Annotated in this window: 21 protein-coding genes and 1 pseudogene; 7 read left to right on the top strand and 15 right to left on the bottom strand. The window is 73.4% G+C overall.

Features of this window, described 5'->3' with window-relative positions; translation table 11 throughout:
* Positions 1 to 78: 78 nt before the first annotated feature.
* Genes ACQP1S_RS05210 through ACQP1S_RS05190 form a run of 5 tightly spaced genes read left to right on the top strand, consistent with a single transcriptional unit; the run spans position 79 to position 5,171 of the window.
* Positions 79 to 924, top strand: coding sequence for a hypothetical protein (locus ACQP1S_RS05210; RefSeq protein ID WP_091248460.1), 846 nt, complete (start codon positions 79 to 81; stop codon positions 922 to 924).
* Positions 921 to 1,517: a DUF4129 domain-containing protein gene (locus tag ACQP1S_RS05205; protein ID WP_432903578.1), complete on the top strand. Its 597-nt coding sequence runs from the start codon at positions 921 to 923 to the stop codon at positions 1,515 to 1,517. The genes ACQP1S_RS05210 and ACQP1S_RS05205 overlap by 4 nt, the downstream gene beginning before the upstream one ends.
* On the top strand, positions 1,514 to 2,878 hold the full coding sequence (locus ACQP1S_RS05200; RefSeq protein WP_432903576.1) for a DUF4350 domain-containing protein: 1,365 nt from the start codon (positions 1,514 to 1,516) through the stop codon (positions 2,876 to 2,878). The genes ACQP1S_RS05205 and ACQP1S_RS05200 overlap by 4 nt, the downstream gene beginning before the upstream one ends.
* Entirely contained in the window at positions 2,875 to 3,864 is a 990-nt protein-coding gene (locus ACQP1S_RS05195) for an AAA family ATPase (protein WP_432903573.1), read from the top strand. Before ACQP1S_RS05200 ends, ACQP1S_RS05195 begins: the two co-directional genes overlap by 4 nt.
* Entirely contained in the window at positions 3,861 to 5,171 is a 1,311-nt protein-coding gene (locus tag ACQP1S_RS05190; RefSeq protein ID WP_432903570.1) for a DUF58 domain-containing protein, read from the top strand. The genes ACQP1S_RS05195 and ACQP1S_RS05190 overlap by 4 nt, the downstream gene beginning before the upstream one ends.
* Before the next feature lie 11 nt (positions 5,172 to 5,182).
* Here the strand turns inward: ACQP1S_RS05190 and ACQP1S_RS05185 are convergent, their stop codons facing one another.
* Entirely contained in the window at positions 5,183 to 6,220 is a 1,038-nt protein-coding gene (locus ACQP1S_RS05185; RefSeq protein ID WP_432903567.1) for a stage II sporulation protein M, read from the bottom strand.
* Positions 6,221 to 6,262: 42 nt separating this feature from the next.
* Here ACQP1S_RS05185 and ACQP1S_RS05180 point away from each other — a divergent pair, with 42 nt between their 5' ends.
* Positions 6,263 to 7,267, top strand: coding sequence for an RDD family protein (locus ACQP1S_RS05180; RefSeq protein WP_432903564.1), 1,005 nt, complete (start codon positions 6,263 to 6,265; stop codon positions 7,265 to 7,267).
* Here ACQP1S_RS05180 and efeB read toward each other — a convergent pair.
* The 3 genes from efeB to efeU are packed head-to-tail and all read right to left on the bottom strand — an operon-like array spanning position 7,260 to position 10,694.
* Positions 7,260 to 8,561: an iron uptake transporter deferrochelatase/peroxidase subunit gene (gene efeB, locus ACQP1S_RS05175; protein WP_363674213.1), complete on the bottom strand. Its 1,302-nt coding sequence runs from the start codon at positions 8,559 to 8,561 to the stop codon at positions 7,260 to 7,262. The genes ACQP1S_RS05180 and efeB overlap by 8 nt on opposite strands.
* Positions 8,562 to 8,616: 55 nt before the next feature.
* Positions 8,617 to 9,750 (bottom strand): iron uptake system protein EfeO, encoded by a 1,134-nt coding sequence (efeO, locus tag ACQP1S_RS05170; RefSeq protein ID WP_432903561.1) that lies wholly within the window; start codon positions 9,748 to 9,750, stop codon positions 8,617 to 8,619.
* Between the two features lie 29 nt (positions 9,751 to 9,779).
* Complete coding sequence (gene efeU, locus ACQP1S_RS05165; protein WP_432903558.1) at positions 9,780 to 10,694, bottom strand: iron uptake transporter permease EfeU; 915 nt, start codon at positions 10,692 to 10,694, stop codon at positions 9,780 to 9,782.
* A 301-nt stretch (positions 10,695 to 10,995) separates the two neighbouring features.
* Here efeU and ACQP1S_RS05160 point away from each other — a divergent pair, with 301 nt between their 5' ends.
* Positions 10,996 to 11,154 (top strand): hypothetical protein, encoded by a 159-nt coding sequence (locus ACQP1S_RS05160; protein WP_176739063.1) that lies wholly within the window; start codon positions 10,996 to 10,998, stop codon positions 11,152 to 11,154.
* 63 nt (positions 11,155 to 11,217) lie between these two features.
* Here the strand turns inward: ACQP1S_RS05160 and ahcY are convergent, their stop codons facing one another.
* The 11 genes and pseudogenes from ahcY to ACQP1S_RS05105 form a co-directional block, all read right to left on the bottom strand.
* Complete coding sequence (gene ahcY, locus ACQP1S_RS05155) at positions 11,218 to 12,702, bottom strand: adenosylhomocysteinase (protein ID WP_432903555.1); 1,485 nt, start codon at positions 12,700 to 12,702, stop codon at positions 11,218 to 11,220.
* A gap of 320 nt (positions 12,703 to 13,022) precedes the next feature.
* Complete coding sequence (gene manA / locus ACQP1S_RS05150; RefSeq protein ID WP_432903552.1) at positions 13,023 to 14,309, bottom strand: mannose-6-phosphate isomerase, class I; 1,287 nt, start codon at positions 14,307 to 14,309, stop codon at positions 13,023 to 13,025.
* A gap of 2 nt (positions 14,310 to 14,311) precedes the next feature.
* Positions 14,312 to 15,319: a cation diffusion facilitator family transporter gene (locus ACQP1S_RS05145; protein WP_432903549.1), complete on the bottom strand. Its 1,008-nt coding sequence runs from the start codon at positions 15,317 to 15,319 to the stop codon at positions 14,312 to 14,314.
* A 91-nt stretch (positions 15,320 to 15,410) separates the two neighbouring features.
* Entirely contained in the window at positions 15,411 to 16,607 is a 1,197-nt protein-coding gene (locus ACQP1S_RS05140; RefSeq protein WP_432903546.1) for an SIS domain-containing protein, read from the bottom strand.
* Positions 16,604 to 16,789, bottom strand: coding sequence for a Trm112 family protein (locus ACQP1S_RS05135; RefSeq protein ID WP_088642951.1), 186 nt, complete (start codon positions 16,787 to 16,789; stop codon positions 16,604 to 16,606). Before ACQP1S_RS05135 ends, ACQP1S_RS05140 begins: the two co-directional genes overlap by 4 nt.
* Positions 16,790 to 16,852: 63 nt before the next feature.
* The gene (locus tag ACQP1S_RS05130; protein ID WP_432903543.1) at positions 16,853 to 18,235 is read right to left on the bottom strand and encodes a phosphomannomutase/phosphoglucomutase; all 1,383 of its coding nucleotides are present in this window, start codon (positions 18,233 to 18,235) and stop codon (positions 16,853 to 16,855) included.
* A gap of 69 nt (positions 18,236 to 18,304) precedes the next feature.
* The gene (locus ACQP1S_RS05125; RefSeq protein ID WP_432903541.1) at positions 18,305 to 19,717 is read right to left on the bottom strand and encodes a hypothetical protein; all 1,413 of its coding nucleotides are present in this window, start codon (positions 19,715 to 19,717) and stop codon (positions 18,305 to 18,307) included.
* Between the two features lie 301 nt (positions 19,718 to 20,018).
* Positions 20,019 to 20,642: pseudogene (locus ACQP1S_RS05120) on the bottom strand (endonuclease V); the annotation flags it as partial.
* Between the two features lie 64 nt (positions 20,643 to 20,706).
* A complete protein-coding gene (locus ACQP1S_RS05115) occupies positions 20,707 to 20,913 on the bottom strand; it encodes a hypothetical protein (protein ID WP_432903538.1) in 207 nt (68 codons plus the stop codon).
* A gap of 70 nt (positions 20,914 to 20,983) precedes the next feature.
* The gene (locus ACQP1S_RS05110; RefSeq protein ID WP_432903535.1) at positions 20,984 to 21,406 is read right to left on the bottom strand and encodes a hypothetical protein; all 423 of its coding nucleotides are present in this window, start codon (positions 21,404 to 21,406) and stop codon (positions 20,984 to 20,986) included.
* A 34-nt stretch (positions 21,407 to 21,440) separates the two neighbouring features.
* Positions 21,441 to 25,802 carry a toxin glutamine deamidase domain-containing protein gene (locus ACQP1S_RS05105; protein ID WP_432907818.1) on the bottom strand — a complete coding sequence of 1,454 codons (4,362 nt, stop codon included), beginning with the start codon at positions 25,800 to 25,802 and terminating at the stop codon, positions 21,441 to 21,443.
* Positions 25,803 to 25,811 lie beyond the last annotated feature (9 nt).

The raw sequence follows: 25,811 nt of genomic DNA, 5'->3' as shown, positions 1-25,811 counted from the left end.
CCACCCGTCCGGTCAGGCCGTGTCACCATGATCCCCGGGCAGGTCGCCGCCCGCCAGCCACCATCCGCAGGAGTACGCGTGCCCGACGTCGGCCCGACCGCCGTGCTCCCCCGACGTCCGCTCACCGTCGGTGAACTGCTCGACTCCGCCGTGCTGCTGTTGCGGGCCCAGGGGCGGGTGCTGATCCCGCTGGGCGTCCTGCTCGCCGCCGGTGAGCAACTGCTGCTGTACCCGCTGCGTCGGCTCGCCGAGGCCGTACCCCCGGTGTGGTGGAGCGAAAGCGGGTCGTTTCCGCTGTGGTGGCAACTGCTCGCGGTGGGTGCCGCCGGTGAGGCGGTGAGCGTCCTGCTGCTGGGCAACCCGGCCGCGCGGGCGGCCGGCGCGGCGCTGCTCGGCCGCCGGGCCGGCGTGGGGGAACTCCTCCGGCCGGCGGGGGCCCGCTGGGGCGTCACCCTGCTGCTCGCCCCGGCGGTCGGCCTGCTGATGCTGGTCACGGCGCTGCTCGGCCCGGCCTGGCTGGTCGGCTGGGGCCTGCTCGGCTCGGTCGCCGCGGCGGTGGCGCTGGACCGGGTGCCCGGACTGTCGGCGGTGCCCCGGGCGGTCCGCCTCGCGGTGCGCGGTCGGGCCGCCGCCGTCCGGCTGCTCGGCTACCTCGGCTGGTGGGTGCTGCGGGTCGGTCTCGCCCTCGGGCTCTTCTTCGGCGTCGAGTCGCTGCACCTGGTCGACCTGACCGACCCCGCCGTACGCACCACCGCCGCGATGATCGCCTGGGGCGCGGTGAACAGCGTCGCCTACCCCGCCCTGGCCTGCCTGGACGCGGTGAACCACCTGGACACCCGGATGCGCACCGAGGGGCTGGACATCCAGCTCGCGCGTACCCCCGCCGGGCTCGTGGCGGCCGGCCTGCCGGCGGTCGACCGGTGAGCCGGTGGTGGACGGAGGCCGTCGCCGCGCTCGGCGACGGCCTGCCGCTGCCGCTGGCGGCGCTGCTGCTGGTGCTGGTCGCCGGGCTGACCGCGCTCGCCTGGTACCACTTCCCGGCCTGGGTGCCCCGCCGGCTGCCCCGCTGGCGGCTGCCCCGGCTGAGGCTGCCCCGCTGGCGGCGACGCCGGGCGGACCGGCCGGCCGGCGGCCCGACCGCTGCCACCCTGCCCCGCCCACGCACCGGCGACGACGCCCTTCCCGCCGGCGCCGGGCGCTCGCTGGCCGACCGGCTGGCCGCCGAGGGCCGGTACGCCGAAGCCGTCCGGGAACGGCTGCGCGACATGGTCCGCCGGCTGGTCGCCGTCGGTGCGGTCGCCCCCCGCCCGGGGATGACCGTCACCGAGTTGACCGACGCGGCAGCCCACGCCCGACCCCCGGTCGACCCGCCGCTGCGCGCCGCCGGGGCCATCTTCACCGAGCTGTGGTACGCCCAACGCCCGGCCGCCGCCAGCCACGACCGACGGATGCGGGAACTCGCCGACGAGCTGGACCGGGCGCTCGCCGCCCCACCGCCGGACGGCGGCACCCGATGACCCGGCCCCACACCGTCCGACGGCGGCACCGGGTGATCGTCCCGTTGGCGCTGGCCGCCGCCCTGATCGCCGGCACGGTCGGCGCCCACGCGCTGGACCAACCGGACCCGACCGATCCCGGTTTCCTCTCCCCGGTCGCCACCGACGACGACGGTGGCAGCCGTCTCGCCGACGCGCTGCGCGCCCGGGGCGTCACCGTCCAACGGGAGACCGGCCTGCTGCCCGCGCTGCTCGACCTCGACAACGGCCCGGCCACCCTCTTCGTCCCGGCGCCGCAGCTGCTGCACCCGGACACCCTCCGCGCGCTGGGCGAGCTGCCGGCCGGACGTCGGCTGCTCCTCGTCGACCCGTCCCGCCGGGTGTTGGAGTCCGCCGGCCTGCCGCTGGTGCCGACCGAACGCCGGTGGGCCACCCGGGCGGTCGGACCGGACACCGACGGCCGGCCCTGCCCGCTGCCCGAGGCCACCCGGGCCGGGGTCGCCGCCGCCCAGCTCCAGCGGTACGCCGCCGCACCCGGCGCACCGGTCGCCCTCGACCGCTGCTACTCCGCCGGCCTGGTCCGGCTGCCCGGCCGGGCCGAGCTGATGGTGATCGGGGCCAGTGACCCGTTCCGCAACGACCGGATCGCCGAACGGGGTAACGAGGCGCTCGGCACCGGCCTGCTCGGCGTCCACGGCCGGGTGGTGTGGCTGGACCTGGACGGCCCGGCGCCCGCCCCCACGTTCGGCCGTACCGGTGGCAGCGGAGAGCCCGCCTGGTCGCCCACCCCCGGCGGTGCCACGGAGTACGACGGCGGCGGCACCGGCACCGGCGAGGGCGAGGGGCGGCCGGGTGGTCCCGGCACCTCCACCGGTGACGGATCGGACGACTCCCCCGACTCGGCCGGTCCACCACCGCCGGACGACCATCCGCTGCTGGACGCCTTCCCACCCTGGTTCTGGGCGCTGCTGATCCAGCTCGCCCTGGTCGCCCTGCTGATCGTGCTCTGGCGGGCCCGCCGGCTCGGCCCCCCGGTCACCGAACCGCTGCCGGTCGAGGTCCGCGCCGCCGAGACCGTCCTCGGCCGGGCCCGGCTCTACCGGCGGGCCCGCGCCCGGGGCCCGACCGCCGCGACCCTGCGTACCGCCGCGTTGGGCCGGTTGCGCGGCCGGCTCGACCTGCCCGCGACCCTCGCGCCGGCGGAGCTGGCCGTCCGGGTGGCCGGGCGGACCGGTGACGACCCGGAGCAGATCCGCGAGCTGCTGTACGGCGCGGCACCCGAGACCGACGCCGCACTGCTGGAGCTGGCCCGGTCGCTGGACCGGCTGACCCGTACCGTGGCGGCAGCCCCCGGCCGTCCGACCGAAGGAGACCCCCGGTGACCCGACCCGCCACCACCGTCGAGCCCACGGCCGGCCCGGACGACGCCCGGGCCGCCCTGCACCGGCTGCGCACCGAGGTGGCCAAGGCGGTCGTCGGCCAGGACGCCGTGGTCACCGGCCTGGTGATCGCGCTGCTCTGCCGGGGCCACGTCCTGTTGGAAGGCGTGCCCGGGGTGGCCAAGACGCTGCTGGTCCGCACCGTCGCCGCCGCCCTCGACCTGGACTCCAAGCGGGTCCAGTTCACCCCCGACCTGATGCCCGGTGACGTCACCGGTTCGCTGATCTTCGACCCGCGTACCGCCGCGTTCACCTTCCGGGAGGGGCCGGTCTTCACCAACCTGCTGCTCGCCGACGAGATCAACCGGACGCCGCCGAAGACCCAGTCGGCGCTGCTGGAGGTGATGGAGGAACGTCAGGTGTCGGTCGAGGGGGCCCGCCGGCCGCTGCCGGACCCGTTCATCGTGGCCGCCACCCAGAACCCCGTCGAGTACGAGGGCACCTACCCGCTGCCCGAGGCACAACTGGACCGGTTCCTGCTCAAGCTGACCGTGCCGCTGCCCAACCGGGACGAGGAACTGGGCGTGCTGCGCGCCCACCACGCCGGCTTCGACCCGCGTGACCTCGGCGCGGCCGGCGTACGACCGGTGGCCGGTGCCGCCGACCTGGCCGCCGCCCGGGAGGCGGTCGGCCGGGTGCACGTGGCCGAGCCGGTCCTCGGCTACATCGTGGACCTGTGCCGGGCCACCCGGACCGCCCCGGCGCTGGAGCTGGGCGCGTCACCCCGGGGCGCGACCGGGCTGCTCAGCACGGCGAAGGCGTGGGCCTGGCTGGCCGGCCGGGACCATGTCACCCCCGACGACGTGAAGGCCACCGCCCGCCCGACGTTGCGGCACCGGCTGCGGCTGCGCCCCGAGGTGGAGTTGGAGGGGGTGGGGGTCGACATGGTGCTCGACACGGTGCTGGCCACCGTGCCGACCCCGCGATGACCTGGCGGGCGGCCGTTCTGCTGCTGGTGGGCGTGCCCACCCTGGCGTTCTGGCCGGACCCGTTGGGCGGGGTGGCCGTGATGACCGGCGCGGTGCTGCTGCTGACCGCCGTGGACTGGGCGCTCGCCGCCCCGCTACACGGGATCACCGTCGACCGCGAAGGTGACCGGGCCGTCCGGCTGGGCCACCGCGCGACCGTCGCGCTGCGCCTGACCAACACCTCCGGCCGTACGCTGCACGCCCAGGTGCGCGACGGGTGGGTGCCGTCCGCCGGGGCCCGTCCGGACGTACCACCGGACCGGGTGTCCCGGGTCGGACCCGGCGGGGTGCTGGTGCTGCCCCACCGGCTCACCCCCACCCGGCGCGGCGACCGGCCGGCGGTGACGGTGACGGTCCGCTCGCTCGGGCCGCTCGGGTTGGCGTTCCGGCAGCGGGCCGGCCGGCCGGCCACCCCCGGCTGGACGCTGCGCGTGCTGCCCCGGTTCGACTCCCGGCGTCACCTGCCGGAGAAGCTGTCCCGGCTGCGGGTCATCGACGGCACCCAGGTCACCCGGGGGCGGGGCCAGGGCACCGAGTTCGACACCCTGCGCGAGTACGTGGTCGGCGACGACGTCCGGTCGATCGACTGGCGGGCCAGCGCCCGCCGCTCGGACGTGCTGGTCCGCACCTGGCGGCCGGAGCGCGACCGTCGGCTGGTCTGTGTGCTGGACACCGGCCGCACCTCGGCGGTACGCGTCGGCGACGAGCCCCGGCTGGACACCGCCATCGACGCCGCGCTGCTGCTGACCGCGCTGGCCTCCCGGGCCGGCGACCGGGTCGACCTGCTCGCCGCCGACGCCGAGATCCGGGCCACGGTCACCGGCAGCGGCCAGCCCGCCCTGCTCCACCGGCTGGTGAACGCGCTCGCGCCCCTGCATCCGGCGCTGGTGGAGACCGACTTCGCGCTGATCGTCGCGGAGATCCTGCGGCGGCACCGGCGACGCAGCCTGGTGGTGCTCCTCACCGCCCTGGAGGCGGGCGCGCTCGCCGAGGGCCTGCTGCCGGTGCTGCCCCGGCTGGCCGCCCGGCACCGGGTGATCGTGGCGGCCGTGCACGACCCGGTGCTCACCGCGCTGACCACCGCCCCGCCGGTACGCCACGAGGACGCCTACGCCGCCGCGGCCGGCTGGCGGGCGCTCGCCGAGCGGGACCGGGTCCGCGCCGCCCTCGGCCGGTACGGGGTGACCGTGGTGGACGCCCCGGCGGACCGCCTCGCCCCGGCCCTGGCCGACGCCTACCTGCGCCTCAAGGCCCTCGGCCAGCTCTGAGCCGGGGGCGATCAGTGCAGGCGGTGGGTGGGGTGCCAGGCGCGGGCCGGGTCGGTGGAGGGCCAGAGTTCGGCCAGCCAGGGGTCGGCGCGCTCGGCCGGTGCGCGCTCGGCGGCGACCGCCCGGCGACCGAGCAGCACCACGTACGCCAGGAAACCCAGCCACACCGTCGCGCCGAGGCCGACCCGCAGCGCCACCGGCACCGGTGACGGGGTGACGAACGCCTCCAGCAGCGCGGAGACCGCGAAGAGCCCGACCAGGCCCACGGCGACCAGGATCGCCGACCGGCCCGCCTCGGCGACCGACCGGCCCCGGCCCAGGTGCTCGGGCGGTGAGATCCACGCCCAGGCGGTCCGCAGCCCCACCCCGGCCGCGACGAAGACCCCGGTCAGCTCCAGCAGCCCGTGCGGGGTGATCAGTCCGAAGAAGACGTCGGCCCGGTCGTAGGAGACCATCACCCCGCCCACCACACCGACGTTCAGCGCGTTCTGCCACAGCAGGTAGAACACCGGCACGACGAGCACCCCGGACGCCAGGCACTGGGCGGCGATCCAGGCGTTGTGGGTCCACAGGTGGAAGGCGAACGTCGGGGCGGAGAACTCGGTGTAGTAGCCGGCGAAGCCGGAGTCGACCAGGTCGGCGGCGGCGTCCGGGCCGATGAACGCGGCAGCGGTGCCCGGGTTGCCCGCGACGTACCAGATGAGGAAGCCGCTGAGCATGCTGAACCCGGTGGCCACCGCACACCACCACGGCCAGGCCCGGTAGACCGCGCCGGGGAACCCGACGACGACGAACCGCCCGAGGGCGGCCCAGGACGGCCGACGGCGGCCGGTGATCCGGGCGCGGGCCCGCAGCACCAGTTGGGAGAGCCGGCTGACCAGGGCCGGATCGGGCGCCCGGCTGCGCAGCGCCGACAGGTGGGTGGCGGTGCGCTGGTAGAGGACGATCATCTCGTCGATCTCGTCGGCGTCGAGCCGGCGGCGGTCGCAGAACAGCTCCAGCCGCCGCCACTCGTGGCTGTGCTCGGCGACGTACGCGTCGAGATCCACTGGTCCTCCCCCGTCGACGCGCCCATAGTGTTCACTGTCCGGGTGAGAGCGCAACCACCGGTGCCGGCCAGCGGCGGACCGGCCGGCCCGGCGGACACCGCAGCCGGCGGCCGCTGGGCGGACGCCGGGCTGGTCAGCGGCGAGGCCGTCGAGCTGGACGTACGGGCGGCACGGCTCGGCTCCCGGGTGCTGGCGCTCCTGATCGACATCGTCGGTCAACTGCTCTGCGCGGCGCTGTTGGCGCTGACGCTGACCCCGGTGGTGCTGATCCTGCTGCCCGATCCGGTGGTGGACCGGGCCTTCACCGGGGCGTTGGAGACGCTCGGCCTGGTGCTGGTGCTGGTCGGCTATCCGGTCGCCTGGGAACGCCTCAACCACGGCCGGACGCCCGGCAAGCTCGCGGTGGGCCTGCGGGTGGTCAGCGCCGACGGCGGCCCGGTGGAGCTGCGCCAGTCGCTGACCCGGGCGCTGGTGGGGGTGGCCGTGGAGTGGCCGGGGCTGGTGCTGCCGCTGCTGAGCTGGGTGGCCGGGGCCACCGTGATGCTCACCGACCCGCGCGGCCGACGGCTGGGCGACCTGGTGGCCGGCACCATGGTGGTGCACACCCGGACGACGCAGACCTGGCGACCGGCCCCACGGATCATTCCGCCGTTGGCCGGCTGGGCGGTCACCCTGGACCTGACCAGGCTGGACGACGCGCTGGCCCTGGCGGTCCGGCAGTACCTGACCCGGGCCGGGCAGATCGTCGAGCCGTACCGGACGAGGTTGGCCCGGGAGTTGTGGCGCGAGGTGGCGACGGTGACCGCCCCGACGCCGCCGCCCGGCGTACCGGAGCCGTTGCTGCTGGCGGCGGTGCTGGCGGAACGGAACCGGCGCGGCACGCTGCGGCTGCGCCGCAACCGGGCGTTCGCCGCCGCCCTCTGGCCCGACCCGGCTCCGGTCACCCCCGCCGCCGTCGCACCGCCGAGCCCCGCCACCCCGCCGGCCCCGGCCGGGCCGGCGCTCCGGTCCGCGTCGCCGGAGGGTGCCCGGTCGTCGCTCAGCTGAACAGGGCGCGACCCCACCAGTCGGCGGCGTCGCGGACCCCGGGCGGGCAGGCGAAGAGGCCGCTGGAGACGTGCCGCAGGTATTCGTTCATCGCGTCGTTGCGGGCCAACTGGGTCTGGATCGGCACGAACTGCCGGCGCGGGTCCCGCTGGTAGGCCATGAAGAACAGTCCGGCGTCGAGCCGGCCCAGCCCGTCCGACCCGTCGACGTAGTTGTAGCCGCGACGCAGCAGCCGGGCGCCGTTGTTCTGGTCGGGGTGGGCGAGCCGCACGTGCGAGTCCCCGGCGATCACGGGCTGTCCGTCGTCGCCCTTGGCGGCGAAGTCCGGCTCGTCGAACTCGTCCCGGCGGCCCAGCGGCGCACCGCTGCCCTTGGTCCGGCCGACGATCTGTTCCTGCTCGACCAGCGAACTGCGGTCCCAGGTCTCGATCTGCATCCGGATCTTGCGGGTGACCAGGTAGGACCCGCCGGTCATCCAGTCCGTGCCGTCGTCCGGCTGGGCCCAGAGCTGCTCGCGCAGCAGCCCGGCGTCCTCGGCCTTGAGGTTGGCGGTGCCGTCCTTGAAACCGAAGAGGTTACGCGGGGTCGCCTGGTCCCGGGACGTCGACGAGGTACGCCCGAAGCCGAGCTGCGACCAGCGGACGCTCACCACACCCATCCCGATGCGGGCCAGGTTGCGGATGGCGTGCACCGCCACCTGCGGGTCGTTGGCGCACGCCTGCACGCACAGGTCACCACCGGAGATCTCCGGGCGCAACGCGTCCCCGGCGAAGTGCGGCAGGTCGGCCAGCGCGGCGGGCCGGCGGCCGGCGATGCCGAACCGGTCCCGGCCCTGCGCGTCGCGGAACAGCGTCGCGCCGAAGCCGACGGTCAGGGTGAGCTGCGACGGGGGCAGGCCCAACGCCTCGCCGGTGTCGTCCGGTGGGGCCTCCGGCATGCCGCCGACGGCGCCGATCACCCCGGCGTCCTTCCCGCCGGTCATCCGGGCGGCGGCGGCCGTCCACTCCTGGAGCATCGCGACCAGCCGGTCCCGATCCTTGGTGATCACGTCGAAGGCGACGAAGTGCAGCCGGTCCTGGGCCGGGGTGGTGATCCCGGCCTGGTGTTCACCGTGGAACGGCACCGCCCCGGCGGCCCCGTCGTACGCGGCGGCGCGGTCGCCGTCGCGGGTCAGCGCGCCCGCTCCGGCGGCCACCCCGGCGACCCCGGCGACCCCGACCCCGGCGAGGGTGATCGCCCGCCGTCGGGACAGCCGGCGTCGACCCCGGCCGGCGGTGCTGTTCTGCTCGCTCATCGACTCTCCTGGGAGGGACCGACCGCCCCGGGGCGGCGACCGTACTGATCCGCCGTCACCGGGCGACGGCGGCGGCGACCTTGCTGACCGGCTCGGCGAGGGCGTTGATGCTGTCCGACAGTTCCTTGAGCTCGGCCTTGCTCAGCTGCGTGTGCAGCTTCCAGCCGTCGCCGGCCCGGTGCTTGCCGAGGGCCGCCTCCACGGCGGCGAACTCCTTGTCGAGCTGGGCGACCAGCTCGGGGGCGCGCTGCTCCAGCGCGGGCCGCAGCGCGGCGACGGCGGCCTTGGAGCCCTCCAGGTTGGCGTTGAAGTCCCAGAGGTCGGTGTGCGAGTACCGCTCCTCCTCGCCAGTGATCTTGCCGCTGGCCACCTCGTCGAGCAGGGCCTTGGCCCCGTTGGCGAGTTGGAGCGGGGTGAGCTTCTCGGCGTTGGCCCGCGCCACGATCTCCTTGACGTCGACCAGCAGCCGGTCGGCGATCGGGCCGTCCTTGCTGATGTCCCCGGTGGTCCAGAGGTCCTTCTCGATCCGGTGGAAGCCGGTGAACTCCATGCCCTCCTCGATGACCTCCTCCCGACCGTCGATCTTGGGGTCGAGGTCGCCGAAGCTCTCCGCGACCGGCTCGATCCGCTCCCAGTAGGTGCGGGCCACCGGGTACAGCGCCTTGGCCTTGGGCACGTCGCCGGCCTTGACCGCGGTGACGAACTCCTCGGTCTTGGTGAGCAGGGCGGCGGTCTGGCTGGTCACGTACCGCTGGTAGCTGGCGGTGGCCTCGGTCAGCGCGGCGTCCGGGGCGACGGTCGCGGCGGTGCCGCTGACCTTCAGCGCGCCCCGGATGCCCCGGCCGCTCATCCCCGGCTTGCAGGCCGTCTCGTACGTCCCTGCGGGCAACTCCACCCGCAGCTCCCGGCTGAGACCCGGGGCGATGTTCTCCACCTCGCCCATCACCCGGTCACCCGCGGCGTAGACGTAGAACTCGGTGACCTTGCTGCCGGAGTTGGTCACCGTGAACGTCGCCTGGCCGGCGTCGAGGTCGGTGGCGTCGACCTCGCACACGCTGTCCGTGGCCTTCACCTTGACCGTGTGGCCGGAGCCGGCGTCCTGCCGCTCGGTCTTGCCACCGCAGGCGGTGACACCGGTGACGGCCAGCGCGCCGACGGCGGCGAGCGCCAGGAAACGGGTGGTACGCATCGTTGCTTGTCTCCTCGGAAGGGCGGTGATCAGACGCGCCGCGACACGGCCGGCGGTGCGGCGGTGGCGTGGCCGTCGGCGGTGGGGGTCGGGACGGGACCGTCGGCGGTGGGGGTCGGCGCGGACTTCGCGGGGGCCGACGGCCGGCGCAGGAACAGCACCAGCACCGGTACGGCGTACGCGACCCAGGCGACCATCTCCAGCACGCTCGGCGCGGCGGTGATGTTGAACATGCCGGCGAGCAGGGCGGCGTACCAGGTGTTGGGGTCGAGCACGCCGGTGATGTCGAAGGCCAGGTCGTTGAGGCCGGGCAGCACCCCGGCCTCCTGGAAGTCGTGCACGCCGTACTTGAGGATGCCGGCGGCGACCAGGATCAGCAGCGCGCCGGTCCAGGTGAAGAACGTCGACAGGTTGATCCGTAGGGCGCTGCGGTAGAGCAGGAAACCGATCCCGACGGCGGTGACGATGCCGCCGATCAGGGCCAGCAGCGGCCCGGAGCCGGTGCCACCGGTCGCGCTCTGCGCCGCCGAGTAGAAGATCAGGGCGGTCTCCAGACCCTCCCGGATCACCGCGAGGAAGGCCATCGCGGCCACCGCGAGCGAGCCGACGGCGAGCGCCTCGCCGAGTTTGCCGCGCAACTCACCGGCGATCGTCCGGGCGGCCCGGCGCATCCAGAAGATCATCCAGGTCACGAAGACCACGGCGGCGACCGAGGTGACCGCCTCGAACAGCTCCCGGTCCTCGGAGCGGGCCAGCAGCGAAGTCGAGGTGTACTCGATGAGCCAACCGAACAGGACCGAGAGCGCCACGGCGAGCCCGACCCCGGCCCACACCTGGGGCAGCCGGTCGTGGCGCTGCGACTTGACCAGGAAGGCGACCAGGATGCTGACGACGAGCGTCGCCTCCAGGCCCTCCCGCAGGCCGATCAGGTACGTGGCGAACATCGGTGCTCCGTGTCGTGGTCAGGCCTGCCTCAGTTTTACTTAGGGCAGCCATACCTTCCTCCTGATCCAGGGTCCCGTCAAGTCGTTCATGACCGGGTTCACCCTGGTCGGAAGGGTCGGGCGGACCCGCTGGCCGGGGGGTGCCCACCAGCCGTCCGACGTGGCAAAATCCGACGTACCCCAGGACAGGACGGCCCGTGCCCGACACGCCCCGCACCCCCACCCTCCGCCCCGCGCGCCGCCCACCACCAGGGGCTTCCGCCCCCCGTGCGCCCCGCCCCCGTCGGCCGGGGCGGCACCGGTGAGGGGCTTCGGCCCGTGGCTGGGCGTACTCGCGCTGGTGATCATCCTCAACGCGCTCCGGCTGCGCCCACTGGCCGTGGTGGTCTCCCTCGTCTGGCTCGCCTGGTGCGTGTGGACCTGGGTCCGCCCGACCCGCCGCAGACCCGACGCACCCTGACCCCGACACGCGGGAGGGGGCCGGCCACGTCTGGCCGGCCCCCTCCCGCGTGAGGTGCGGTGCTCAGTAGCGGTAGTGCTCCGGCTTGAACGGGCCCTCCGTGGAGACGCCGAGGTAGGCGGCCTGCTCCTTGGTCAGCTCGGTCAGCCGGGCGCCGAGCGCACCCAGGTGCAGCCGGGCGACCTTCTCGTCCAGGTGCTTGGGCAGCACGTAGACGCCGGTCGGGTACTCGTCGGTCTTGGTGAACAGCTCGATCTGCGCGATCGTCTGGTTGGCGAACGAGTTCGACATCACGAAGCTCGGGTGACCGGTGGCGTTGCCCAGGTTCAGCAGGCGGCCCTCGGAGAGCACGATGATGGCGTGGCCGTCGTCGAAGCGCCACACGTCGACCTGCGGCTTGATGTTCTCCCGGGTGACGTCCGCGCGCTTCATCAGGCCGGCCATGTCGATCTCGTTGTCGAAGTGGCCGATGTTGCCCACGATGGCCTGGTGCTTCATCCGGGCCATGTGCTCGTTGGTGATGACGTCGAAGCAGCCGGTCGCGGTGATGAAGATGTCGGCCTGCTCGACCACGTCCTCCAGGGTGGCGACCTGGTAGCCGTCCATCGCCGCCTGGAGGGCGCAGATCGGGTCGACCTCGGTCACCACGACCCGGGCACCCTGGCCGCGCAGCGACTCGGCGCAGCCCTTGCCCACGTCGCCGTAGCCGAGCACGACGGCCATCTTGCCGCCGATCAGCACGTCGGTGGCCCGGTTGATGCCGTCGATCAGCGAGTGCCGGCAGCCGTACTTGTTGTCGAACTTGCTCTTGGTCACCGAGTCGTTGACGTTGATGGCCGGGAAGAGCAGGGTGCCGGCCCGGTGCATCTCGTAGAGCCGGTGCACGCCGGTGGTGGTCTCCTCGGTGACGCCCTTGATGCCGGCGGCGATCCGGGTCCAGCGCTGGTTGTCCTCGGCGAGGCTGCGGTGCAGCACCTGGAGGATGACCGCGAACTCCTCGGAGTCGGCGGACTCGACCGCCGGAACGACCCCGGCCTCCTCGAACTCGACGCCCTTGTGGACCAGCAGGGTGGCGTCACCGCCGTCGTCGAGGATCATGTTCGGGCCCTGCCCGTCCGGCCAGGCGAGCACCTGCTCGGTGCACCACCAGTACTCCTCCAGGCTCTCGCCCTTCCAGGCGTAGACCGGGACGCCGGCCGGCGCCTCGGGGGTGCCGGCCCCGACCACGATCGCCGCGGCGGCGTGGTCCTGGGTGGAGAAGATGTTGCAGGACGCCCACCGGACCTGTGCGCCGAGGGCGACCAGCGTCTCGATCAGGACGGCCGTCTGGATGGTCATGTGCAGCGAACCGGTGATCCGGGCGCCGGCGAGCGGCTGTGCGTCGGCGAATTCACGGCGGATCGCCATCAGGCCGGGCATCTCGTGCTCGGCGAGGCGGATCTCCTTGCGCCCGAACTCGGCGAGCGACAGATCCGCCACCTTGTAGTCGCCCTCGGCGAGGGCGCTCGGCCGGGCGTCGCTGGATGACGCCGGGAGGGTGCTGGTCATGAAGGCTCCTGTCGAACGATGGCTGCGCAGCCATCCACCTTACGCGCGCCCCCTCGCGTCGCGCTGGGGGCCGTCTGGAACAGCACACGGGGCGGTCGGCGCTGGACGAAACCTCCGCCCACCTGCCGGCCGCCCCGTGCATCCCCCCGGTTTGGTTTCCCCCGCGCGCCGCCGGACCTTTCGTCGCGACAACGCTGCGTACACATAGGGTTACATTGCGCCACGACATAGTCAAGCAAATCGGGAAAGTCCGACTTGTGGCGTGCCGCGATCCCCGCCAACAGAGCTGCGGGCGGTGGGAAGTCCGCCCGTCCGGGTCTTCAGATGCCGCAGCTGGCGACGAATGCCGCACCCGTACCGGAAACGACCAGTGCCGTCGCGGCGGCCGTGCCCACGGCGGCCTGCCCCGGACCGAGCATCACCGCGCCGATCCCGTCGTCGACCGCGACCTTGCCGCTGTGGCAGAACACCACCCGGGGTCCGGGCAGCGGCAGCCGGACCTCCGGCCCGGCCGCCTCCACCGTCACCCGGTGCAGCGCGAAGTCGTCCACCGGCACCGGCCAACGGACCACCCCGGGTGCCACCGGACGAGCGACGATCACCGGATCGCCCAGCACCTCGAAGCACAACACCCGCAGCAACTCCTCGACGTCCACGTGCTTCGGGGTCAGTCCGCCGCGCAGCACGTTGTCACTGGCCGCCATGATCTCCACGCCGCAGCCCCGCAGGTAGGCGTGCAGGTTGCCGGCCGGCATCCAGATCGCCTCCCCCGGAGTCAACCGGACGTGATGCAGCAGCAGCGCCACCAGCACCCCCGGGTCGGCCGGGTAGCGGGCGGCCAACTCCCGGGCCAACTCCGCGTCCGGCCCGGCCACGTCCGCCGTGCGCACCGCCTCGATCAGCCCGGCGCGGTCCCCGTCCGGCCAGGTCAGCAGCGTCCGTACGGCCTCCCGCAGCCCCGCCGGACCAGCCCGCAGCGCCGCCACCACCGGCGACAACTCCGGTACGCCGAAACCGGCCAACGCCGTCGCCGACACCCCCGGATCACGGAACCCGCAGAGCGCGTCGAACGACGTCAACGCGACCAGCAACTCCGGCTTGTGGTACGGATCGACATAGTTACGCGGCCCCTGCACCCGACCCGTCCCCGCAGCGGCCTGGGCCGCCCCGACGACACTCGCCGCCGCAGCCTCGGCCGGCGACCCGACCCGGGCCTGGGCGGCCGGCAGATCGACCGGGACCTGTGCGGCCGGCAACCCGGCCAGGGCCTGCTCGGCCGCGTATCCGGCCTGGGCCTGCTCGGCGTCCGGGTGGGCCTGGAGACTCAGCGGGGCGTCCGCGGCGAGCACCTTCAGCAGGAACGGCAGTCGGGTGCCGAACCGGTCGACCACCTGGTCGCCGAGCCAGTGGTCCGGCTCGGCGACCAGCAGGTCGGTCAGGCTCATCCGCTCGCCGGCCCGGTCGACCGTGGCCGGGCCGCCCGGGTGGGCACCCAGCCACAACTCCGCCTCCGGGCCGGCGCTGGGCACCGGTCGCCCCTGCAGCTCGGCGATCGCCGAGCGGGACCCCCAGGCGTAGTCGCGGATCGACCCGTACAGCAGCTCCACGCTCAGCCCCCGGCCCGCCCGGCCACCTCACCCGACTCGCTCGGCGACGGCGCGGCGGCGGTCGGCGCGGCCGTGCCGGTGCCGGCCCGCTCGGCGGCGACGCTGTAGATGTCCGGCTCCAGGTAGATGACCCGGGCGATCGGCACGGCCGCCCGGATCCGCGCCTCGACAGTGTTGATCCCCCTGGCCAGTTCCTCGGCGCTCTCCCACGCCGGGACGCCGATCTTCGCGGCCACCATCAGCTCCTCCGGGCCGAGGTAGAGCGTCTTCATGTGGATGATCCGCTCGACCTCGGGCCCGGCGGTGACGGCCCGCTCGATGGCCGCCAGATCGGCCGGGTCGGCACCCTCACCGAGCAGCAGGCTCTTGGTCTCGATCGCCAGCACGATCGCGATGATCACCAGCAGCACGCCGATCATCGCGGTGCCGGCGGCGTCCCACATGCCGTTGCCGGTGATCAGCGTCAACCCCACGCCGAACAGGGCGAGCACCAGCCCGACCAGTGCGCCGAAGTCCTCCAGCAGCACCACCGGCAGCTCCGGCGCCTTCGCCCGGCGGATGAAGTTCACCCAGGACTGGCTGCCCCGGGTGTGGTTCGACTCCTTGATCGCGGTGTGGAAGGAGAAGCTCTCCATCACGATGGCGGCCAGCAGCACCGTCACCGGCACCCACTGCCATGCGGTGATCGGGTGCGGATCGGCCGCCTTGTGCCACGCCTCGTAGAGCGCGAAGAGACCACCGAGGCTGAACAGCACGATCGACACGATGAACGCGTAGATGTAGCGCTCCCGGCCGTACCCGAAAGGGTGTTCCGGGGTCGCCGCCCGCTTGGCCCGCTTACCGCCGAGCAGCAGCAGCGCCTGGTTGCCCGAGTCGGCCACCGAGTGGATCGACTCCGCCAGCATCGACGACGAGCTGGTCAGCAGGAACGCGATGAACTTGGTGATCGCGATGCCGACGTTCGCCAGCAGGGCGGCGATGATCGCCTTGGTCCCACCGTTCGCGCTCACGCCACCACCCCGCTACCCGACGCGACGACGCGAGACGCCGCGCCACCGAGGCCGATGGCTCGCCCGCCCACAGCGCGGTCCCTGCATGCGTTCACTGGTTCGACAGCTCCTTCATCTCGGTGACGGCCGGAACGGCCATCGGGTCCAGCCCATGGGCCAGGGCCAGATAGATCGACGCGAAGTCGGGCACCGCGATGAGAGAGGCGAGGCGTTCCAGCGCGGAACCGCCCTCGGCGGTGACCACGTCGCAGCGCACGCCGCGCCGCTCGGCGAGGGTCTGCACCGCGTCGGCGCGGCGTTCCTCCACGGCGAGCGGCTCGTCGGTGTCGTCGTCGGCGTTGAGGCCACCGTCGCGCAGCAGCACCAGCCGCAGTCGGGTCGGGTCGGGTTCGGCCTCGGCCGAGTCGGCGAAGATGTCCCGCGTCGACTCCACCAGGCCGCCGAAGACGCCGTCGAGCAGGCCGACCCGGCCCCGGCCGGCCTCACCCAGCGCCCCGGTGACCACCGGGTAGCGGGCGTTGGCCGACAGCGTGTCGCCGAACCGGCGGGCCGCCACGGTGGCCAGCGGGGACGAGCCCCAGACGATCGGAATCGACCCGGCCAGCCCGAGGGCCAGCGACTTCGCCGGGTTGACGAAGGACTCGGCGGTCGACCGGCACCGGTCGGCGTCGGCGTCGAGCCGGGCCGCCGTCTCGGCCAGATCCGCCTCGTTGACCTTCACCAGGCCGAGCGTACGGGCGGCGAGCAGAACCGGCACGGTGAGCGCCCAGAGGCTGGCGCGGGCCGGGGCGCGGCGGGGCACCGGGATGAACGGGGCACGGGCCCGCTCGGCCACCGACTGCAACTGCGAGTCGGGCGCGCCGACCGCGACCAGTCGGGCCCCCCGGCGGTGCGCGGCCTCGGCGGCGCCCAACGCCTCCGGGCTGCGACCGGACGCGCTGACCGCGATCACCACGTCGGCCGCACCGACCCAGCCGGGCACCCCGGCGCTGCGGTGCGGGATGACCGGCACCGGGCAGCGCGGCCCGGCGACCGTGGCCAGCACGTCCCCGGTACGCCCGGCGGTGCCGATGCCGGCGATGACGACCGCCCGGGGGCGGCCCTCGTCCTCCAGCAGCGCCAGGTTGGCCTCGGCGGCCAGCGCGGCGGACTCCCGCACCTGGGCCCCGGCGGAGGCGGTGAAGCGCAGCATCCCACCCGGGTCGTGGTTGGCGACCGCCTCCGGGTCGTCCAGCATCGATTCGTCGGCCACCCGCCGGCCGCTGACGCCGGCCGTTCCCTCCATCACCGCTGCGCCTCCGGCCCGCCACGTGCCTCGTCCAGCAGCAGCACCGGCACGTCGTCACGCACCTCGAAGATGCGACCGCACTGCGTGCAGGTGAGGGTCTGAGCCTGAGCGTCGTAGTCCAGCGGTGCGTGGTGTGTGTCCGGGCAGGCGAGGATTTCGAGCAACTGCGGGTCCAGGGCCACGGCGCGGCTCCTTCCACGTGTGTGGTCTGTGCCGGTCGGCGGTGCCGACCGGCGCAGGGGATCTTATCGGCGAACCTGCTCCAGCACCTCGTCGCGCAGCGAGGTCATCCGCTCCTCGGTCGGGCCCTCCACGTTGAGTCGCAGCAGCGGCTCGGTGTTGGACGCGCGCAGGTTGAACCAGGCACCGTCGGGGAAACGCAGGGTGAGTCCGTCCAACTCGTCCACCTCCGCCTGCGGGTACGCGGCCCGCACCTCGGCCACCCGGGCGGCCTGGTCGGTCACCGTGGAGTTGATCTCACCGGAGGCGACGTACCGCTCGTAGACGCTGGCCAGCAGGGACAGCGGCTGGGACTGCTCCCCCAGTGCGGCCAGGGTGTGCATGGCGGCGAGCATGCCGGTGTCGGCGAACCAGAAGTCCCGGAAGTAGTAGTGCGCGGAGTGCTCACCGCCGAAGATCGCGTTGGTGCGCGCCATCTCGGCCTTGATGAAGGAGTGGCCGACCCGGGCCACCACCGGCACACCCCCGTGCTCCTTGATGATTTCCGGCACCGCGCGGGAGGTGATCAGATTGTGGATCACCGTGGAGCCGGGGTGCTTGGCCAGCTCGCGGGCGGCGACCAGGGCGGTGATCGCGGACGGGGAGACCGGCTCGCCCCGCTCGTCGATCACGAAGCAGCGGTCGGCGTCGCCGTCGAAGGCCAGGCCGAGGTCGGCGGAGTTCGCCACCACCGCGCGCTGGAGGTCCACCAGGTTCTTCGGGTCGAGCGGGTTGGCCTCGTGGTTGGGGAAGGTGCCGTCCAGCGCGAAGTAGAGGGGAACGATCTCCAGCGGCAGGGCCGGCAGCGCCGCGTCACCGAGCACACTCGGCACCGTGTAACCGCCCATCCCGTTGCCCGCGTCCACCACCACCTTGAGCGGGCGGATGGTCGACAGGTCGACCAGCTTGCGCAGGTGGGCCGCGTAGTCGGGGAGCAGGTCACGCCGGTCCACGGGGGCCGTCGGCGCGTCCGTGGGCCGGGTGCCGCCGTCGAGCAGCGCCTGGGCCCGGACCCGGATGTCGGAAAGGCCGCTGTCCTGGCCGATCGGGCGGGCGCCGGAGCGGCACATCTTGATGCCGTTGTACTGCGCCGGGTTGTGACTGGCGGTGAACATGGCCCCGGGCAGGCCCAGCGCACCCGAGGCGTAGTAGAGCATGTCGGTGGAGGCCAGCCCCAGCTCGATCACGGCCCGCCCCTCGGCCCGCACGCCGGCAGCGAAGGCGGCGGCCAGCCCCGGGCCGGTGGCCCGCATGTCGTGCGCGATCAGTACGGCGTCACCGGGCTCGCCGGACTCGTTGAGCACCTGGGTGAGTGCGGCCCCCAGCGCCTCGGCGGCCCGCTCGTCCCACTGGTCGGGCACCGTCCCACGGACGTCGTACGCCTTCACGATCTGGGACAGGTCAGACACCGGTTTCAGCTCCTCGACAGGGGTCGTCAACGACCCTGAGCGTATCGGAGCGGTGGCGTCCGCCCCGTGCTAGCCGGGGAGCTGGGGCATGATCGTTGTCGACCCACCGCCCGTGGTGGGCGTCGAGGCGGGTCGTCCCTGGGCGGGCGGGACGGAGACGGGCCGCTCCGGGACGGGTGCAGCAGCCGGCGGAGCGGGTGCAGCAGCGGCCGGCAGAGCGGGTGCAGCGGCCGGCGGGACGGAGACGGGCCGCTGTGGGACGGGTACAGCAGCAGCCGGCGGAGCGGACGCGGGCCGCTCCGGGGCGGGCGGAGCGGAGACCGGCGGAGGCGGGGCGGGCGGGGCGGGCGGAGCGGAGACCGGCGGAGCGGAGACCGGGTGATCCGGGGCGGCGGCCGGGCGGGCGCCGTACACCCCGCCGGCAGGGCGCGGGGTGGGTGTCACTGCCGGGTAGGTGCCGGGTGCCCCGTACAGGCCACCGGGGCGGGCCGGTGCGGACGGCTGCTGCCCGTACACCTGGCCGGCGGGCGTCGGGAGCTGCCGCCCTCCGTACACCTGGCCGGCCGGAGTGGGGAGCTGCTGTTCCCCGTACACCGAGCGGGCGGGCGTCGGAGGCGGGCCCGGCACCGCACCCCCGGAGCGGTAGGTGGTCGGACCCGGGTTGCGGGGCTGCGGCACGGCCGGGAAGCCACCCGGGTCGACGGCCCGGCCCAGGTCGGCACCGGCCATTCTGGCGCGGGCCCGGTCGGCGCGGGACCGGAAGATCAGCAGGGCGATGAGCCCGGCACCCAGGATCACCAGGGCGATACCGGCATACATGATCATGGATCCTCCGGAGGTCTCTGCGGCGGCGGCCCGGCCAGCGGGCGGAGCGGCGAGCACGGCCTGGGTGGCCACCGGCTCCGCCGCGAGCGTGGGGGTGGTCGCGGCGGGGGTGGGCGTGGGCTTCCTGGTCGGGGTGGGACTCGGGGTCGGGGTGCCGGCAGCCCTCCCGCCGACCCTGGACGTGTCGGCGCCCCGGCCGATCAGCCGGCCGACCGCGGTCGTCACCTCACCGACCACGTCCAGCCGACCCGCCGGTGCCCCGGCCAGAAACGCCACCCGATAGCGGACGGTGCTGCCCTTCCCCTTGCACAACGGCGGATCTGCCGGCGAGGTACGGGAGATCCGCACCACCCCACCGTCACCGGAGACGGGCACGCTGGACCAGCGTCCCCCGGCATTCACCTCTACCCGCACCTGATCTGCGGTAACCCCGGCAAGGCTCAGCCCCAGCGCGGTGCGCAGCAACACACACCCGTCGGTACGCTTACGCACCTCGATCGAGACCGTGCCGGGCGAACCGCCGGCGGAGAAGCCACCCGAGGCCCGGACCCGCACCCGGTCCGAGTCCGCATACGCGGGGAGCGCGCCGACCGCCACCAGGCCACCGAGCAGCGCACCGACGGTCACCACCCGCATCGCCTGCCGACGCACGGACATCTCCCACCTCCACTCCCGCCCCGGCGGGGGCCGCCGGTCAGGTTACAACCTGGTCAGCAACCCACCCGGTGACCGAGCGCCCCACATGTGTGCCGGATTACCCTTCCCGAGAACGGCGATGCCGGGGCCGTCAGCGGCGCGGCCGGTGGCCGGGCCGGTGCCGCGCCCGCTCCGCCGGTGCAGGATGACCGTTCGGCGACGCTCCACCGGTGCCGGCCGGTACGGTGCCGACCAATTCGGCGGCGGCCGGTGCGGCGGCGGCCGGTGCGGCGGCGGCCGGTGCGGCGGCGGCCGGTGCGGCGGCGGCAAGCGTGTCACGGCAGAGCCGGTCGGCGGTGCGGGTGGTCTCCGGCAGCCGGTACCGGGGAGTCAACGCGAGCACCTGGTCGACCGCGTTGTCCAGATCCATCCGGTGCCCGACGCTGACGAACACCGGCTTCACCCCGTCCCGGGTACGCAGCACCCGTCCGACGACCTCACCGGCGTCGACCAGCGGGGCGGCGTCGCCCCGGCGTGGACCCGGCCCGGTCCATTCGCCGACCAGCGGGGTCTTGCCCACCCCGATCGCCGGGAGCCCGGTCACCACGCCCAGATGGCAGGCCAACCCGAAGCGGCGCGGGTGGGCCAACCCGTGCCCGTCACAGACCAGCAACTCGGGGCGGGTGGTCAGCCGGTCCAGGGCGGCCAGCAACGCCGGCAACTCCCGGAAGGCGAACAGCCCCGGCACGTATCCGAAGGCAGGCCGGCCGACGCTGACCGCCTGGTCCACCACCTCCAGGGTCGCGGCGTCGAGCACGGTCACGGCCGCGGCGAGCAGGTCATCATCCGCCGCGTACGCCACGTCGAGGCCGGCCACCGTCGCGGGCCGACGGGGACCCGGCCCGACCAGGTCCGCGCGGGGCCGCAACCGGTCCTGTACGGCCATCGCCTCGGCGACCGTCAACTCCTCCGGCCCGGTGCCGCGATGCTGCTCCGGCTGCCGGGCCGGCTCAGCGCGGCTCACCGTCACGCCCGCCCTCTTCCTTCTCCTTCTTCTCCTTGTCGAAGGCACCGAAGGCGATCGCGAAGGCGGTGCCGATGGAGATCCCGAACACCACGCCGACGGCGTCCTGAAACATGATCCACCCGACAGCGAAGCCGACGAGCAGGCCCGACACCCAGGCGGTGAGCTGACGCTTCTTGGCGGCGGGGTCCATCGCGCCATCCTATTCAAGCACCGCGAAGCACCCTTTTTGCCCCACTTCTCGGTGATACATGGATGATCACCTAGCCTTCAGCAAGGTCTGCTGTCGTCAGGTGAGGGTCCGCACCCGCCGCACCAGCGCGCTCGAGTTGCTCCTCGAACATGACAAACGTCCTACGACGGATGCCCTGCACCAAGGCGATCTCGCGCGGGGTGGGATACCGACCCTCACGTGCTTGCATGTCAGTGATCGCGTCAACCGTCTCGTAGAGCGCGTAAACCGGCCCCGAGCCCTTCAGGTGGCGGGCGCGCTCCTGCTCAGTCAGTTGGATGAACTCGTCGCGCGACAGAACGTCGATGTTGTCGTCAGTACCGAACAGGATCTTGTCAATGAGGCTGTTCGCTGACGACCAACTCCCGCTGTCAGCGGCGAGCCGCCACGCGGCGACGCCTCCCTCCGCAGTCTCCACGAGTTTGACCGGAGAGTCGTAGTAGCTGACGAACATGGGGAGCTTGAAGCCAGGCGACTTTCCCACTACTTCAACCTTCCCTTCCAGGATCTGACGCAGCCCGGAACGCCTCCTGTGCGCGAAGCAGTAGGCCGTTACGGATCGCTCTCTCCCTCGGGGTCAGCGGACGCCCGACAGCCTCCGCCATCGCCTCGATGTCACGTCTGACCTCATACAGGGAGTGCTCCCACTCAGCCACACCATCTACTGCGGCCAAGTGGAAGCGCAACTCAGCGATGTGCCCGTTGGACATCCGCAAGCTCAACAGAATGTCTCGGTAGCCGCTGAACTGAGGCCGCAGGAATCGGTCCTTGATGTTGAGCACCACGATGCTGCTCCTACTGGCCAGGTCTTCCAGAGCTTGGTAGACGTCATCGAGATGGCGAAACTCGACCTTCGCAGCCGCGAGATCCTTCAGCTTCGAGGCGTCGTTCTCGTACTCGACAAGCTTGTCCAAGACCCGCTGGTAGCCCTTCGGCGCCTTTCGCCAGTCGGCTCGGCCACGGCCTCCCGCCAGATCGCAGGCAAGCCTGTTGAGTTCCTGTTGAGCTTCCTCAGCATCGGCGTACAGATGCGACAGGAAGCTGGCGCGATACCCCTCGTCGTCCCGCCGCGACAGCTCAAATCCCGGCTGGTAGGCGGGCTGCCGAAAGGCTGACATCCGATGCGACAACGCTTTCTGCGCTTTGGTCAACCTGGTGGGTGCCGGTCTCGGTCCGTCGGAGGCCAGCAACTCGACGTCTTGAGCAGCAGCGTCCTCGGCCGCCGCCGCCAACACCTCTAGAGCCTGCGGATGGGCGGCGAGGTGGTGCAGCGTCAGGGGTCGTGCCGTCAGCGAGTCGGCCAGTTCGGGCGTCGCCAGGATCATCCGGGCGAGGTCCGGGCGCTGCGTCAACTGTCCTAAGAGAGTGCCGGCAAGGGCCCGGTGCCCATCGGGCGGGTCACGCCAGGTCTCGTCGAGCATCCGCACGACTCTCGGGTCGCCGAGCAGCCTCGCGACGTCCGCCGCACCGGAGGCGTCCAACTGCGGGACGAGCCGTCGGATCGTCGAGGCGTCGACGTGTGCGCAGATCTCCGCAGGAGTCAGACCGATGCGGAGAACGCCGTCGAGGTCCGCGCCGCTGGCCAGCATCTCCCGCGCCCGGTCGGCAGGCCGCTCCGGCGGCAACTGACCCGATGCCCGCTGCGGCTCCTCGTGGGGTGGTGTGCCAGCAGGCGCCGGCGGCCGATCGGGGTTCCCGCCCGCCGGTCCCACCCGCTCGGCAGATCCGGGCCCGTCGAGCAGGTGCATGCGGTTGAGGTACGGGTCGCCGTACCCCTGCTCGTCTTCGGGTGCCGGAGGGTGATCGGGCAGGTCGGGGTGGACGCTGAACCGTCCCCGCGCCAACCCGCCCAACGGCATCGGTCGGCCGTCCCCGCCGAGGACCAGCGCGTCGATGCCGACGACGTTGTCGGGGTGCCGTCGACCGGCGTGGGCATAGAGAGGGCGGTCGCGGACCGTTCCCGCCTGCGGGTCGAGGTAGAGCACCGTGCCGTTCTGGTTGAGCGCCACCCAGGCGTGCGAGCCGCCGTTCTCCCACTCGGTGATCAGGAAGGCATAGCTGCCGTGGCCTCCCAGGATGAGTTGGTCGTGCAGGTTGCGGTAACCCCGCTCGACGGACTGGCCCAGGACTGCCGGCCCCGGCGGGACGCCCTCGTCGACCGCGAACAGTTTCTGGAACCGTCCGCCGGTGACCTCTTCGACCCGGCCGGGCCCACCGGCCTCGCCGTTGACCGGACGCCGGATGTCCCCCTGCAGGTAGCCGTCGAAGGTCCGGGGCGCGGCCACCCGGGGCCGACCGTGCACCCACGTCTCGAACAGGGACAGGGTGCAGTCCAGGCAGTTGATGCCCCGGGTCGGGTCGGCCTGCGGTCCACCGTCGTTGGCCAGCGCGAACCACCCACCCTGCCGAGGATCGGCGGTACGCACGACGCTGCCGTCCGGCTGCCGGGGCAGTTGCCGTTCGAGGTCCGTCTGGTGCAGTGCGAGCGGTGGCCGCAACCCGCCGAACTGCCCGTACCGACGGGACCGGTCGATGGGCGGCGGGCCGTCGTCACCGGTGAGCACCGACCGGTCGCCCGTCTCGACCCCACCCACCGCCAACTCGGCCACATCGTCGTTGATGCGGGAGAAGTCGGCCCGGTCCGCCACGAACACCGCGTCCGGGACCAACCGACCCGCAAGGATCTCTTCGGCGAGATCCTGGTGGCCGTAGGCATCACGCTGTGCCTGACGGGCTAGTCCCTGGAACCAGTTCGCCAGGGCCGATCGGCCCTCACGTTGGAGTTCGAACGCCTGGCGGGCAGCACGTCTGGCGACCGTCTCGCGCCTGCGGCCTGCCTTCTTCTGGCGGGCCGCCGCGTCCGCGCGCCGTCGGTCCTCGAACCAGTGTCGCTGTGCCTCGAAGTAGCCCTGATAGCGACGCCGTTCGAGCGCTTCCCGCTCGGCCGCCCACTTCGCGGCGTACCACTGCGGCGTTCGCGGGCGAGGTGGCTCGTCGGTCGCGGGTGGCGTCGGGGCGATCGACTCGGTGGCTGGCGAGACCACGGGCCGGGGTGCCAACGCCTCCAGCAGCGGGAAGCGCCGGGCACCCTGCCGCTCGCCATCATCGTCCGGGGTGCCCGGCGGCCTCTCCCGGGCAGCCGGCGGGGCATCCGGTCCCGCGACGGGGGCGCTGCCGTATGTCGGTGGGCCCACCGTCGGTGCCGGCCCCGGCGGAACGCCCGCCGCCGACCCCACCGGAACACCGGCTGTGGGAGCCGCCGAGGTCGCGCGTCCCGGAGCCGGGTCCGCGGTGGGTGGGGACGCCGCAGCCGTTCCCACCGCTGGTCCGCCCGCTGTCGTCACGCTCGCCGCCGGGTTGACCGGTGCGGTGTCGACACCGGGTGGTGCGGCGACCGCAGCGCCCGTTGCCGCCGTCTCGCCGGCGCGACCTGCCATCAGTGGCGAGGTCACCTGATCAGCCGTGACCGATGACAGGGTCGGGCTGGACGACACTGACCGGTCGGCGATCAACGCCGGAGCGGCGTCGGTAGGGCGGTCGGGGGCAGCGACCAGTGGAACCGGGGTCGCCGAACTCGGTCCCCCCGGCCTGTCCACCTGCCCGACGACAGCGTCGACCCGGCTGTGGTCAGTCGGCACTGGCGGCGGTGTCTCGACAGCAGCGCCTGTGCCGTGACCGGCCACGACGGTCGGATCGACCGGTGCCGCCTGCCTCGGCACCGGAGCATCGGCGGACGGCCGCGCAGGAGCATCGACGGACGGGGCTGCCTGGTCACCGCCGGTCAGCACCGGCGGCGGTGGGACGGGAAAGGCCGCCGACACCGGGGACGCATCGGCCAACGAGTGCAACCGACCGTCGAGCCGGGCGTGCAGCGCGGCATCCGCCTGGCCGGTCGCCGAACCGCTGACCCCGGAGACGGCAGCCCGGCTCGCCTCCTCCAGCGACATCACTCCCTGGCCGGTGGCCAGCCCCGCCGCCCCCTCCGCGAGCACCTCACCGGTCATCTCGCGGCCGAAGTGCTCACCGACCCGGGCTCCCCGGCCGGTGGCGTGCCGACCGAGGCCGGCCAGCGGCGCGACCGCACCACCGGCGAACCCGCCGACCGCCGCCGCACCGAGATCGGCGACGTCGAGGCCGTGCCGGCGACCGGTGGAGTTCTGGTACGCCTGCGTCGCCAGGCTGACGCCGGCCTCCTCCCCCGCCTCGAACAGACCTCCCCTGACCGCCCGCTTGCCGAGACCGCGCATCCCGTCCTTGGCCACTTCCTTGGCGGCGCGCTCGCCCGCTTCCTTGAGGCCCTGCCGGAGCGCCTTCTTGGCCAGTTGCGCCATCAACCGGCGGAAGATCTGCTGGATCACCAGCCGACTGGCGGTGACCGCCGCGCCGGCCGCCGGTGAGGCGGCCCCGGCGGTGAGTGCGGCAGCGACGGCGAGCGCGAGCAGCTCCACGACCAGGATGCCGAGTTCGATCCACACTTCGAGCTTGGCGGCCTCGATGTCGCAGCCGCACTCCTCGACCAGGCGGCCCAGGTCGGTGCTGACCGCGAGCAGCACCGACAACGGAGCCTCGTCGCCGTCGGCCAGCCGACGCCAGGCCGCCTCGAACGCCTCCGGGACCGCGCCGGCTCCGCCGTATCCGCTGCGTACCTCGGTGGCGGCGGCGATCGCGTCGGCACGAGGGCCGGTCAGGGCACCCGCTACGGCGTACCACTGGTCGGCGAGGTCCCAGACGGCACGCTCGTCGCCTTCCGGCCACTCCACGCCGACCACCCAGTCGAGCGCCTCGTAGGCCCAGCCCGGCAGGTCCCAGGGGCTGTAGTCCAGGGGATGCGGGATCGGGCTCGGCAGCACGCTCAAGGC

The sequence above is a fragment of the Micromonospora matsumotoense genome, assembly GCF_050951065.1.
Taxonomy (GTDB): Bacteria; Actinomycetota; Actinomycetes; order Mycobacteriales; family Micromonosporaceae; genus Micromonospora; species Micromonospora matsumotoensis.
Note: the sequence above shows the minus strand (reverse complement) of the source record. Positions and strands in the feature narration are given on the sequence as shown.